The organism is Gaetbulibacter sp. S0825 (assembly GCF_011777505.1).
Lineage (GTDB): Bacteria > Bacteroidota > Bacteroidia > Flavobacteriales > Flavobacteriaceae > Pontimicrobium.
This window is the reverse complement of record NZ_JAATJT010000002.1, coordinates 340,939-353,370: the sequence shown is the minus strand read 5'-3', so window position 1 is coordinate 353,370 and position 12,432 is coordinate 340,939. Positions and strand designations below refer to the sequence as shown.

Sequence of the window (12,432 nt, the reverse complement as noted above, 5' to 3'; positions counted from 1 at the left end):
CTATGAAAAATACAAACTCACAAAAATTACGGTTAGGCCTATTTGTTATTACAGGAACTGTACTATTTATAGTAGGTGTATATCTTATAGGTCAACGCCAAAATATGTTCAAAAAAACTTTTACCATAAGTGCTTATTTTCAAAATGTGAATGGCTTACAAAACGGCAATAATGTTCGTTACTCTGGAATTGATATAGGAACAGTTAAAGACATAACCATGATTAACGATTCTACTATAAAAGTAGAAATGTCGATAGACGAAAAAATAATCACACACATAAAAAAAGATGCCATTGCAACAATTGGGTCTGATGGTTTGGTCGGAAACATGATTTTAAATATTGTTCCTGGAAACGGCCACTCAGACATTATTAGCAATGGAGACACCATTGAGTCGTACAGTAAGATTGGTGCTGATGACATTTTAAGTACTTTAAGCGTTAGTTCAGAAAACGCAGCTATACTAACCTCAGATTTACTAAAAATCACCACAGCAATGCTTAAAGGTAAGGGAACTGTTGGATTACTTTTAAACGATACAATCATGGCGCAAGATTTAAAACAATCTGTCACCAACCTTAAGCTTGCGAGTAGAAGTGCCACAAACACCATAAACGAATTAAATACAATAATTTCTTCACTTAAAACAAATGATGAAACAGTGTTAGGTATGCTAATGAATGATACCATCTCTGGTGAAAAGCTTAAAAATATTGTTGGTCACCTAGAAACATCAAGCATAGAGATTGAAAACGTGTTATCGAGCATTAATGCCACTGTAGAAGATTTTAATTCAAGTGATGAAGGTGCTTACAATTATATTTTAAAAGATACCTCTCTAGTAAATAGCCTAAAAACCACTCTTAAAAACATCAATGAAGGCACTGATAAGTTTAACCAGAATATGGAAGCTTTAAAACATAACTTTTTAACTAGAGGTTATTTTAGAAAACTGGAGCGTCAAGAAAAAAGAGAAGCTAAAAAAGAGAATGATTGAATTTTAGATTAGTGATTTCTAATTGAAGCCAATTAAAATCTCCTTCTTTTAATTTCCAAGTAACACTACTTTTATTTGGAATCGTAATACCATTAAAAGTCTTATGAGAGAGCATTTCAACGTACCATTTTTCAAGTTTAGAATCATTTTTTCCTCCATAATAGCGTTGGGCTTCAAATGACATTAAATTACCTTCATCTGAAAATGTAAATAAGCCTAATACACTCTTATCATTAATTGTTAATGTTGCTTTGGCAGAAGTGTCATTAATGCTTTCCCAAGTAATGTTATCATTTATAACTGCTGAAGGGAACCAACATATTTCAGCTAAAAACCGGATCATAGCTCCTTGGTTAATCTTATCGTTTTTACCTTCATTTACAACTGGGATTAAAGAGGCTAATTTAATGAGCATCTCTCCTTCTCCATTATAGAGTTTATCACGACCTACCATACTTATTATTGGCATTACTTTAACTTTGGTCGCCCAAACAAATGCAGGATTTTTAACATTAAAATCCTGCGTTGCAGTAAATGGCATCCAATTACCATCTGGTTTTATTCGCATTTCTCCAACTTGTTTTAAGTGAACCGAAACCATTTGTTCTTTCCCAATAACACCAGAATTTAGCATCCATTTTTGAACAATTTCTGGCAGATGATTAATAGCTGATTTAGAAACTATAGGAAGATTTTCAACTTTAATGTTTTGTAATATTTGTTTTGATTCTGTTTGAACCATTTTATTGAATCGATAATTACCATAAGCTGAAATACTAACCAAAAGTATAATTGCATTTGCAATCGTGCCAAATTTGGCATCTTTCCAATATATGATAATCAGGGTTTGAGAGATTATCACAGCTATTAATGCAACAAAAAACCACCAATCTTTTTTAAGTAGAACCAAGGTTATTGAAATCAAAAAAGCTATTGTAGCGAACAACCAAAGCATTCCAATTGGTTTTGAAATGTTTTGGGTTAATTGTGTTATTTCTGCTAATTGAAATGCTTTTACAAAACCCAATAAATGGATAAGTGCATGAATAATCACTATTAATGCAAAAATAATTTTCATACAAATAAAACAGTAAAAAATATTAGAAGTAATACCGCAACCAGTAGTTTAAGATAAATTTTCATAATAGCACATTATAGGTCATAGTACTAATGTAAAAATTGAAGGTTATTTACAAAATGATATTGGTCAGTCTTGATTATAAATTTTCAACTTCCTTATTAAGAATATTCTTAAACCTAGTAGCACTTATATAATGATCTTCTAATAACTTTCCATCGTGTAAAAGATTAAACACACCATAACCTGAAGGTGCATTTTTGGCTTCTTTTGCAGAATTTATCTTGGTGACTTTTAAATCGACACCATAATCCATTGCGGTATTCAACAAATCAAAGGCAGATTTTTCATGCCAAGGACATTGATCTGCATACACTAAATGCCAACCTTTATACTTTTTTTGCTGCTTTGTCCAGTCGAAAAGTTTTGGAATATCGGCATTCTTGTCCCATGTTTTTGATAACAATTCGAATCTACCTCTTCTATCTACTTCTGCAAAGCCATATTTTTCGAAAATGGTTTTATTTGCTATCCATGAGCCATCACTTGTCATAACACATAAGCCTGACATTTGCTGCTTTTTAGTCTCTTTTTCGGCCTCATTAATTAGTAAAGAACCATAACCCTTATCTCTGTCTTTTTTAGAATAAACAACTAGACAGTGTATAAACATAAAATTTTCAGCATTTACAGGTCTCCATGCTTGATTAGCTGAGATATATTCTATAAACCCGAGCATTTTATCGCTATTGTCCTTTAATATTTTTAAGTGCAAACCTTCTTTATAGCGTTTTTCAAACCATTTACGCTTACTTTCAAAACCAGGCTTTTTTATATCTTTAATACAGAACAATGTTTCTTGTTCCACATTATTGGGTGTCACTTCTATAATTTTCATAGTTTCTATTTTATGATTCTATAACTTTAGAGGTATGTATAGCAGGAATATCCCAAGCTTCTTTAATCTCACCATCGATAATACACCATAGCACAACAGCGTCAACCTTCATTGTTCTACCATCTAGCACCATGGTGTCTTTAACATGTGTGATGATTAGTTCATCTCCAAGAGGGATAATGGATATAGGATTTACCTTAAAGGAACCACTAGTACGATCTGCGATTTTTTGGAAGAAATCCGTTAAACCTGTGAGGCCAGAATAATCTCCTTCTAACTCAGTCAGTTTCGGATTAATATAATGCCAAACGAAATCTTCGGCTAAAACCTCAACCAAGGTATTAGGATTTGCAGGATTGAACCTCTTTAAAATACTGATATTTGGATGTTCTTTATTCATCATCTTAATTTACAACCCGTTGCTTTTTTGTATGTATAACCTTCAAGGTCAATGCACCATAAGTAATTGACAGTATAACAACAGAAATAACTATTCCTACATACGGTATAGTAGTAAGTAGACGCATTAAGATGGTGAATCCTAAAGCTATCAATGTAATACTCCAAAAGCCCCAATTCTTATTCTTTTTATACTTGAAATAATAGGCAAGTAATATTGAAGCAACAAAATGACCGAAAAACAAACTAAATATAAATATAGCAGTTGCGAAGAGCCCAATTGGGATACCAATAATCATTAATAACGTTACGACAATTAATAATGGAATACCAATGAGGTAAACCAATCCAAAGCCAAAACTTTTAAGCCAGTTATTTTCTAAGCCTTCAACAGCTGTAGAAAATGCGTGTTTAAAGAGCGCATGAAAAACAAGAATTCCTAGAAAAGCAGATAAAATATATTTTACCCATAATGACAACGACTTCGTACCAAAGGTTGTTAAAGATAGCTGCGTTGCATCTTCTTTAAGATTTTCATTGAATTGCGCTTGAGTATTTACAAGTGTATTGTTGAATTCTATCTCTCCATCGCTATGCCAATATTCAACATCTTTATAGAATTTAGCATTTGACCCAATGGTAATATCTTCCCCAACTATTTTTGAGGCTTCTCTTATAGTTCCATTTATTAGGACATCGCCACCTTTAATGTCAAGTTTTCCGAACACTTTGCCATTTATTTTAATATTTCCAGCAAAGCAATTTAGGTTTCCTTGAATTATGGCGTTTTCCGTGAGGATAACTTCCCCACCAAAAACAACTAAATCATCACCTATTTCTGAGTCGATTGTAGTCCTTCCTACCGCTATACGAACGTCATCTGCTATATAACTGTTGAGAAATAATTCTCCTCCAGCTGCAGTTAAGTCTCCAATAATACTATCATTAACAATAAGCTTTCCTCCAGCGATGACCAAGTCTCCTTGTATCACAGCATTTACTTTTATGGATTCTCCAGCGCGATAAGTATCATCCTGTTGTATCTTATCAATAATGATGACACCTTCATTCTCTGTTTGTCCAAAAGAGACTATTGAACAGAGTGTAACAAATAAAGTTATTATTGTTTTCATTAGTTCTAAGTTTTTGAATTGCACACTAAATCTACTCGTTATCAATGATTTATAAAATGATATATATCATTTATAATATTTAATACAAACATTATCTTAAAAAAGAATTTAATTTTAAATAAAATGAAAGCATCAATAAAAAACCAGAATGATGCCAAAGAAGTTTTTAGAAAATGTCAAACATGCTCTAGAACTTTTGCGCATTTATTAAATCGTGAATTTGAGCAATCAATCGAGCATGAAGAGCGTGCTCTTAATCCATTAGCAGGAGGCATTTTAAACCAAGGCCATCAATGTGGGATGCTTTGGGGAACAGCTTTGGCAATTGGAGCCGAATCTTTCCGTAAACATAAAAATCTTGACAAAGCCATTACCATTGCAGTTAATGCAACACAAGACATCATCACCTCTTTTGTAAAAACCTCTGGAGCTACAAATTGTAAAGACATAATTGGTTATAATCTTGCAACTATTTTGGGTATGACAAAATTTATGCTTAAAACCACACTTCAAGGGATGAACAATAGTCTTTGCTTTAATCTCGCTGAAAAATGGGCACCAGAAGCAGTTGAAACAGCAACTAAAAGTCTGTCGGCAGATGTTGTTATAGTAGACAAGCCATTGTGTTGCACATCAGAAGTTTTGAAACAAATGGGAGCTAGTTATGAAGAAACTGTGATGGTTGCGGGATTTGCTGGTGGTCTTGGTTTGAGTGGGAATGCTTGTGGTGCATTAAGTACCACTATATGGAAACGTATGCTAGATTGGTGTCGAGTGAACACAACCAAAAATCCCCCTTTCTTCAACAACAAAACGGCTAAAAAAATATTGAAGACTTTTAATAAAGAAACTGATAAAAAAATACTATGCAATGATATTTGTGGGAAAAAATTCAAGGATTTAAAAGATCACACCGAATATATAAAACAAGGAGGATGCAAAAAACTTATTAATGTGTTAGCCAATGCATGAGTATATAGCTATTTTTTCCAACGCTCTAATCTCGGAATGCCTCTTGTAAATAACCAAGCAATAAATTTTGGGTGTCCATTTTCTATCATTTTATCTTTACAAAATTTTTGCATTTCCTTTGCGTTTCCTTTAAATGTGAATTCTCCTTTTTGATAACAATAGCTACAAAATTTAATACTTTTAGAGCCATCTTCATTTGTATCTCCAATTTCAGGAGCATCCTTAATTGGCATCCCACAACTTTGACAAAACTTACTTGCAATTTTCATAATCTTTTATTTCAATCTTTTTTTGCCAGTAATTTCTTCTATTTTAATTAAATACACAATAGGATTATCTCCTTTATAAACCTTACTAGAAAACTCGCTTATATAATCCAGTTTTATATGTTCTTTTTCCATAATAACATCCTTAACACCTAAAGAAAAGGCATGAAGATATGCCTTAGCATCACTACCAAAGTGCTGCTCAAACTTACCATGAACCAATACCGATTTCCAATTATTTACAGTAGAAATTTCAGAAACCTGAAGTGATACTGCATTATTTTTTCTCATTGCTGTTATTTTATGACCTTCTCCTGAATAGCAAATAATAGCATTGTTAACTTGGTCAAAATAATAAGTAACTGGTACGACATAAGGTTTACTTTTATATATGTATGATAAGTAACCTATATAATTATTTTCAAGTATGAACTTGATTTCTTTTTTTTCTAAGTTTTTTATCATCTTTATTACAGTTTAGGTTTTAATAATGGACTTAATTTATCGATTATTTTTTGCGAAAAAGTTTCTATTTCCTCTAAGTTAGATTCTCCAGTAATAGCATCAACACCATCCATTTTATAAGAGCCTTGTCCTGATGTAGTAAGTACAATAATTTTGCTTTTTTCTGAGGCTGTTCTGTTTATAAATTCTTTAACCTCAGCTGGAGGCTTCCAGTTTTCCCATGTGTGCATTAATACAACAGCATTATAATCTTTAGGTTGAATTTTTGGCAACGAAGACACATCAATAACTTTAATAAATATTGAATCTTCCTCGAAATGGTTAATAACCTCCTTAGTAACCATATTTTTAAATTCACTGCCTTGGGTAGCAATAACAATTTTACGACTGTAATCGGGAGAATTTACTTGAAACTCTTTAGCTGTATCCATGGAGTATTGATATTTATACCAAATTCCAAATAGCAACAAAAACATTCCCGTAAATAAAACAAGTAATAATATTTTCTTTTTAGGATACATGGTTCACATTTCGTCTAAGTTATTTAATATTTACGTTTTAGACTATGATATTAATCAGTCTCGGCCTTTAGCTCTATTAAACTAATTTCAGGTCGCATGCCTAATCTCCCTGGAAAACCTAACCAACCTAAACCTCGATTGACATGCAAATATTGGTTTTCACTATTGTATAAACCTGCCCAATGCTTGTATTTATATTTTATGGGGCTCCATTGTAATTGTTTATATTGAAAAGCAGCTTGCATACCATGTGTATGCCCTGATAATGTTAATGCTATATTGGTTTTATCAACCACTTCTTCTGTCCAATGTGATGGGTCGTGAGATAGTAGTATTTTAAATGGAATGGCTTCTCCTTTTTTAATCGCTTTTGGTAAATCGCCATATTGTTTAAACGGTGGATTACCCCAATTTTCAACACCAATAATTGCTATTTTAGCATTGTTTTTTTCAATAATATCCGATTGATTAAGCAATAAATTAAAATCGTTCTCTTTATAAAAATCCTTAATAGCTTTAAAATTTTCTTGCTTTTCTTTTTTGGAACTCCATTCACTATAATCTCCATAGTCATGATTCCCCAAAACTGCATATTTTCCTATTGTCGAAGATAATTCCCTGAATACTCTAGTCCATCCACGTAGCTCCCAAGCATAATTATTTACTAAATCTCCAGTAAAGAAAATGAGGTCGGGTTTTAAATGATTAATCTTACTTACAGCACGCTTTAGAATATGAAATCGATAATTAAAACTACCCAAATGTAAATCGGAAATATGTACAATTCTTAAACCATCAAAGGTTTCAGGTAAGTCTTTGAATACAATTTTTAAATGATAGGTTTTAAAATTATAAATTGACTTAAAAATGCCAAAGGCAATCACAAAAAAAGGAAGAAATCCAGAAAACAAACCTATAAATGGAATAACCAAGAGTGGTTCTTTTTCTGAAAACACAAAGTTTGTAAAAAATAGAATTGAAATAACAATTACAAAAATTAATTTGGGAATAAATGAAGATATTGTTAACCCATACAATGAAGATACGAGCAGTTGTTTTCTTCTAGGGTCAATATCATCCAATCTCACTTTTAGTACCATTATGGATACAATAAGCCCAATAGTAAAAACCCAAAACGCAATATGGATGGCATTTCTAAAAAAAACAGAATCAATAAGTTGGGTTATAGATTGCAACCAAAAGAAAGCAAAGATATCTACTACCAATATTGCAATACACAAAAGTAAAATAGTAAATATTGAGTAGCTACGCATTAGAGAATATTATGCTGGTTTTTGTCCTTTTTTAAACGACGTTTATCTCTAAGCGCCCAATAAATGCCTTTCACATCTGACGCCCAATTATCATACATAAAAATAAGTGTTATCTCTTCAAAAGTTTCTATGAGTCCGAATACAATCATGATATAAAACAAGGTGTAATTTGGAGCAAAAAACAAAGAATATAAAATAAAAGCACTTTGGATAATCGCAGATAATTTAGCAAAATATGTATGAAATGCTGTAGCCTTACCATATTTAAAATAAGCAATAATCATTTGTATGATATAAGGTACAAATGCAATGCTTATTAATAGGATGTTTTTTTTGATGAATTCGTTTTCAAAAACAAGTAGTCCAATCAACCCAACCACAAGCGTTATTTGGTCACCAAAAGAATCCAATTGTGAGCCTCTTGGACTTGTTATTTTGAGCTTTCTAGCTAAATACCCATCAATAGCATCAGTTGAGTAACTAATCAATAAAAACCATGCAAAAAGTTGTCTTTCGTCTAGCCATAATAATAACACAAGAAAAGGCGCTGCTATAACTCTGTAAAACGAAAACCAATCGGCTATATTATAGTTTTTAAATGTGAGCATACACTTTTAATTTTCATAAAAATACATGAAACATTGTGTATTAAAAATGAGAAATGTCAGTTATAAGTTTAACTTTTTATTAATGTATTTCGCAACCTTCCCCTCTTTTTTTAACGCCCAATTTCACAAGTATAGTTTCTAATAAACACCATTTTGTAAATGCCGATTGTATTAAGTTTACACCAATAAACACAGTAAACCACATCCATTTTGGGCTTACATAAACAGAAAGTACAACACTCAATAACACCATTGCACCTACGATTACTCTAAAATATGTATTTAACATTTTTATTAATTTTTAGTTTATATAAATTTTTCAATAGGAACTACAATCGCCTTAATAGGATTATTCGTTTCCAAATTTTTATTGTACGTTTTTATTAAGTCGAATAGCGTATCAATATGTTTTTCATCTGTAAAAGAAAAAAACATGCTCGATTCGTTACCTCCTTTTTTACTTGGAAACCAACTTGACGTCCTTAATACAGAAGGTATGTTTTTATAACCATCAATATCTGAGCTACTAAAACTCTCGATATTTGCTTTTTTAAACAACTTCAAAACCTCATTTTGAAATTCTTCAACTGCTGTTACTATTACTAATTTCATTTTTTTCTATTTATAATTCTTCTTTTCAATCATATAATACACTAATGGCACAACCAACAAGGTAAGAACTGTACTCACAATGGTTCCTCCCATTAATGAAATAGCCAATCCTTGAAAAATTGGATCAAACAAAATCACAAATGCTCCAATAACAACTGTTCCTGCTGTTAACAAGATTGGCGTTGTTCTTACTGCGCCTGCTTCAATTACCGCTTGTTTTAATGGGATACCTTCATCTAATCTTAAATTTACAAAGTCGATGAGTAGTACTGAATTTCTCACCATGATTCCTGCTAAAGCAATCATACCAATAAAAGATGTCGCTGTAAAAAAGGCTCCCATAACCCAGTGACCTAATACAATTCCAACCAAGGATAATGGTATAGCAACCATCATTACAATAGGTGCTTTAAAGTTTTGAAACCAGCCAACAATTAAGATGTAGATGATAATGATAACTCCTAAAAAGGCAATTCCTAAATCTTTAAATACCTCAAGTGTAATTTGCCATTCACCATCCCATTTTACGGTATAATCGTCTTCAAATTCAGGTTGATTTAAATACAATTCATTTATAGCATACCCTTCAGGAAGGTCAATAGATTTTAACTTATCTTCCATTCCTAAAATGGCATATACAGGACTTTCCAATTCACCTGCCATATCTGCTAACACATATACCACACGCTTTTGGTTTTTCCTATAAATACTTTTGGCTCTTGTATTTTGTTTAATGTCTACCAAATCTGCTATTGGAACCATATTACCTTGTTGAGACCTCACTTTGAGCTGAGAAATATCTGTAATAGTAGATTTTTCTTTTTCTTCTAAAGCTAATACCAAACCAACTTGATTTACAGCGTCTTCATCATACAATGTTGTAATAGCTCTGTTAGATAAAGCCATATTCATAGTATAGGCTATTTGTTGTGGAGCTACTCCATAAAGCATAGCTTTTTCTTTGTCTATCACAAATTCATATTCAACTTGGTCATCTTCAACCATCCAATCTACATCAACAACATCAACTGTGTTATTTAAAATGTTTTGGACCTCATTAGCTACTTCAATTTGTTTATTGTAATCTGGTCCATATATTTCAGCAACAATAGTTGACAATACTGGAGGCCCTGGAGGTACTTCTACCAATTTAATATTGGCATTAAATTTCTCACCGATGTTTTGAATATCATCACGCATCGATTTAGCAATGTCATGGCTTTGGGCACTTCTATCATGCTTATCAGTTAGATTTACTTGAATATCTGCCATATTACTTCCACCACGTAAATCGTAATGTCTAACCAATCCGTTAAAGGTTATTGGAGCAGACGTACCAACATAACTTTGATAATTAACTACCTCTGGTCTTTTTGATAAATATTGAGCTATTTCTTTAGTTACAACACCTGTTCTTTCAAGAGTTGTCCCTTCTGGCATATCTATGACTACTTGAAACTCATTTTTATTATCGAAAGGCAACATTTTTACAGCAACCGATTTGGTAAAAAATAAACTCACCGAACCCAATAACAATAAGAATGTAATCCCTAAAAACAACCAACGCTTGGTTTTGTTTTCAATTAGTGGCGTTTCAAATTTTGAATAAACCTTGAAGATAAATGTCTCTTCCATTGGCTTTTCAGCATTTTTAACTTTACCTTTTTTATCTTTTTCACGAAGGAAAATATATCCTAAATACGGTGTTATGGTCAAAGCCACAAATAGAGACAACAACATGGCTATCGATGCTCCTATCGGCATCGGACTCATATATGGTCCCATTAAACCAGATACAAATGCCATTGGTAATACTGAGGCTATAACTGTAAATGTTGCTAAAATAGTTGGATTTCCAACCTCATTAATTGCATACAATGCTGCCTGTTTAAATGGCAAACGTTTCATTTTAAAATGCCTGTGCATATTTTCGGCAATAATAATAGAGTCATCGACAACAATCCCAGTTACAAACACTAAGGCGAATAAGGTAATTCGGTTAAGCGTATAATCAAGCATGTAATAACTCAAAAGCGTTAAAGCAAACGTAATTGGCACTGATAAAAATACTACCAAACCTCCTCGCCAACCCATAGCAAGCATCACTACAAGCGTTACAGCAATAATAGCTCCTATAAGGTGCATTAACAGTTCTGAAACTTTTTGTGAAGCTGTTTCTCCATAGTTTCTAGTAACCTCGACATGAACATCATCAGGAATAAGCGTCTTTTTTAAATGCTCAACCTTATCAAGGATCACATCAGAAATTTTCATCGCATCTGCTCCTTTTCTTTTTGCAACTGAAATAGTTACTGCTGGATATTCTGATTTATAGGTTTCAGCTTTTTGGCTAGCTGCTCCAAAACCAAGAGACACGTATTTGTTTGGTATTTCTGGTCCATCAACAATAGTTGCTATTTGTTTTAAATAAATTGGCTGATTTTGTTGTACACCAACTACCAAATTCTCAACATCTGTAACTGTTTCTAAAAACTTTCCAGTGGTTACTAAAAATTCTGTATCGCTTTTATTAAATTTTCCAGAACTTAATTGCTGGTTATTGGCTTTTATCATTTCTGAAACAGATAAAAAATCCAACCCACTGGCTGCCAATTTATCTTTATCCAATACTACACGTAATTGACGGTCTCTACCTCCTATTTTATGAGTTACTGCTACATCATTAATCTTTTCAATTTCACTCGTGAGCTCCTGTGCCATTTGGTTGAGCTGAAAATCGTCATAATTTTCACTCCAAAGTGTTAATCCAAGCATTGGCACGTCGTCAATGGCACGTGTTTTTACTAATGGGAACGTCACGCCTTGTGGCATTTGATCCATGTGTTTGTTTATTTCGTTGTAGAGTTTTACAAACGAACGCTCAATATCTTCGCCCACATAAAACTGTACAATCACCATTCCCTGCTCTTTCATAGATGTAGAATACACATACTCTACGCCTTTAATATTAGAAATAAGTTTTTCTAATGGTTTTATAACACGAGACTCGACTTCTGTTGGACTTGCTCCAGGATAACCAACAAAAATATCTGCAATTGGCACATCTATTTGTGGCTCTTCCTCTCTTGGAATTAAAAACGAACTGTACACTCCAATAACCATAAATACGATCATTAAAAGTACCGTAAGTTTAGATCCTATAAAGCTTTTGGCTATTTTTCCTGCTAAACCTTCTTTCATAATTATA

The 12,432-nt window shown here is 32.5% G+C and carries 14 protein-coding genes; 2 read left to right on the top strand and 12 right to left on the bottom strand.

The window, feature by feature from the left end:
* Window positions 1-2: 2 nt before the first annotated feature.
* Window positions 3-998 (top strand): MlaD family protein, encoded by a 996-nt coding sequence (locus HB672_RS09250; protein WP_167611375.1) that lies wholly within the window; start codon window positions 3-5, stop codon window positions 996-998.
* Here the strand turns inward: HB672_RS09250 and HB672_RS09245 are convergent.
* The 4 genes from HB672_RS09245 to HB672_RS09230 all read right to left on the bottom strand — a co-directional run bounded on the left by HB672_RS09245 (window position 979) and on the right by HB672_RS09230 (window position 4,506).
* Window positions 979-2,076: a DUF6544 family protein gene (locus HB672_RS09245; protein ID WP_167611372.1), complete on the bottom strand. Its 1,098-nt coding sequence runs from the start codon at window positions 2,074-2,076 to the stop codon at window positions 979-981. The genes HB672_RS09250 and HB672_RS09245 overlap by 20 nt on opposite strands.
* Window positions 2,077-2,215: 139 nt before the next feature.
* Window positions 2,216-2,974: a GNAT family N-acetyltransferase gene (locus HB672_RS09240; protein ID WP_167611369.1), complete on the bottom strand. Its 759-nt coding sequence runs from the start codon at window positions 2,972-2,974 to the stop codon at window positions 2,216-2,218.
* Window positions 2,975-2,984: 10 nt separating this feature from the next.
* On the bottom strand, window positions 2,985-3,377 hold the full coding sequence (locus HB672_RS09235; RefSeq protein ID WP_208864201.1) for a nuclear transport factor 2 family protein: 393 nt from the start codon (window positions 3,375-3,377) through the stop codon (window positions 2,985-2,987).
* Between the two features lies 1 nt (window position 3,378).
* Window positions 3,379-4,506 carry a hypothetical protein gene (locus HB672_RS09230; RefSeq protein WP_167611365.1) on the bottom strand — a complete coding sequence of 376 codons (1,128 nt, stop codon included), beginning with the start codon at window positions 4,504-4,506 and terminating at the stop codon, window positions 3,379-3,381.
* 123 nt (window positions 4,507-4,629) lie between these two features.
* Here HB672_RS09230 and HB672_RS09225 point away from each other — a divergent pair, with 123 nt between their 5' ends.
* Window positions 4,630-5,478: a C-GCAxxG-C-C family protein gene (locus HB672_RS09225; RefSeq protein WP_167611362.1), complete on the top strand. Its 849-nt coding sequence runs from the start codon at window positions 4,630-4,632 to the stop codon at window positions 5,476-5,478.
* 8 nt (window positions 5,479-5,486) lie between these two features.
* On the opposite strand, the gene HB672_RS09220 is transcribed toward HB672_RS09225, so the two are convergent.
* The 8 genes from HB672_RS09220 to HB672_RS09185 form a co-directional block, all read right to left on the bottom strand.
* Window positions 5,487-5,747 carry a zinc ribbon domain-containing protein gene (locus HB672_RS09220; protein ID WP_167611360.1) on the bottom strand — a complete coding sequence of 87 codons (261 nt, stop codon included), beginning with the start codon at window positions 5,745-5,747 and terminating at the stop codon, window positions 5,487-5,489.
* A gap of 6 nt (window positions 5,748-5,753) precedes the next feature.
* Entirely contained in the window at window positions 5,754-6,209 is a 456-nt protein-coding gene (locus HB672_RS09215; protein ID WP_167611357.1) for a pyridoxamine 5'-phosphate oxidase family protein, read from the bottom strand.
* Window positions 6,210-6,214: 5 nt separating this feature from the next.
* Complete coding sequence (locus HB672_RS09210; protein ID WP_167611354.1) at window positions 6,215-6,730, bottom strand: hypothetical protein; 516 nt, start codon at window positions 6,728-6,730, stop codon at window positions 6,215-6,217.
* A 50-nt stretch (window positions 6,731-6,780) separates the two neighbouring features.
* Window positions 6,781-8,004: a metallophosphoesterase gene (locus HB672_RS09205; protein WP_167611351.1), complete on the bottom strand. Its 1,224-nt coding sequence runs from the start codon at window positions 8,002-8,004 to the stop codon at window positions 6,781-6,783.
* The gene (locus tag HB672_RS09200; RefSeq protein ID WP_167611348.1) at window positions 8,004-8,612 is read right to left on the bottom strand and encodes a CDP-alcohol phosphatidyltransferase family protein; all 609 of its coding nucleotides are present in this window, start codon (window positions 8,610-8,612) and stop codon (window positions 8,004-8,006) included. The genes HB672_RS09205 and HB672_RS09200 overlap by 1 nt, the downstream gene beginning before the upstream one ends.
* Window positions 8,613-8,691: 79 nt before the next feature.
* On the bottom strand, window positions 8,692-8,901 hold the full coding sequence (locus HB672_RS09195) for a DUF2892 domain-containing protein (protein ID WP_167611345.1): 210 nt from the start codon (window positions 8,899-8,901) through the stop codon (window positions 8,692-8,694).
* A gap of 17 nt (window positions 8,902-8,918) precedes the next feature.
* A complete protein-coding gene (locus HB672_RS09190) occupies window positions 8,919-9,224 on the bottom strand; it encodes a hypothetical protein (protein WP_167611343.1) in 306 nt (101 codons plus the stop codon).
* A 6-nt stretch (window positions 9,225-9,230) separates the two neighbouring features.
* Window positions 9,231-12,425, bottom strand: coding sequence for an efflux RND transporter permease subunit (locus HB672_RS09185; RefSeq protein WP_167611340.1), 3,195 nt, complete (start codon window positions 12,423-12,425; stop codon window positions 9,231-9,233).
* Window positions 12,426-12,432: the final 7 nt, after the last annotated feature.

Excerpts from the sequence above, each read along its gene's own strand:
- HB672_RS09245 (WP_167611372.1), bottom strand. The coding sequence starts at position 2,076 with ATGAAAATTATTTTTGCATTAATAGTGATTATTCATGCACTTATCCAT.
- HB672_RS09215 (WP_167611357.1), bottom strand. The coding sequence starts at position 6,209 with ATGATAAAAAACTTAGAAAAAAAAGAAATCAAGTTCATACTTGAAAAT.
- HB672_RS09240 (WP_167611369.1), bottom strand. The coding sequence starts at position 2,974 with ATGAAAATTATAGAAGTGACACCCAATAATGTGGAACAAGAAACATTG.
- HB672_RS09195 (WP_167611345.1), bottom strand. The coding sequence starts at position 8,901 with ATGTTAAATACATATTTTAGAGTAATCGTAGGTGCAATGGTGTTATTG.
- HB672_RS09250 (WP_167611375.1), top strand. The coding sequence starts at position 3 with ATGAAAAATACAAACTCACAAAAATTACGGTTAGGCCTATTTGTTATT.
- HB672_RS09200 (WP_167611348.1), bottom strand. The coding sequence starts at position 8,612 with ATGCTCACATTTAAAAACTATAATATAGCCGATTGGTTTTCGTTTTAC.
- HB672_RS09225 (WP_167611362.1), top strand. The coding sequence starts at position 4,630 with ATGAAAGCATCAATAAAAAACCAGAATGATGCCAAAGAAGTTTTTAGA.
- HB672_RS09230 (WP_167611365.1), bottom strand. The coding sequence starts at position 4,506 with ATGAAAACAATAATAACTTTATTTGTTACACTCTGTTCAATAGTCTCT.
- HB672_RS09185 (WP_167611340.1), bottom strand. The coding sequence starts at position 12,425 with ATGAAAGAAGGTTTAGCAGGAAAAATAGCCAAAAGCTTTATAGGATCT.
- HB672_RS09235 (WP_208864201.1), bottom strand. The coding sequence starts at position 3,377 with ATGATGAATAAAGAACATCCAAATATCAGTATTTTAAAGAGGTTCAAT.
- HB672_RS09220 (WP_167611360.1), bottom strand. The coding sequence starts at position 5,747 with ATGAAAATTGCAAGTAAGTTTTGTCAAAGTTGTGGGATGCCAATTAAG.
- HB672_RS09190 (WP_167611343.1), bottom strand. The coding sequence starts at position 9,224 with ATGAAATTAGTAATAGTAACAGCAGTTGAAGAATTTCAAAATGAGGTT.
- HB672_RS09205 (WP_167611351.1), bottom strand. The coding sequence starts at position 8,004 with ATGCGTAGCTACTCAATATTTACTATTTTACTTTTGTGTATTGCAATA.
- HB672_RS09210 (WP_167611354.1), bottom strand. The coding sequence starts at position 6,730 with ATGTATCCTAAAAAGAAAATATTATTACTTGTTTTATTTACGGGAATG.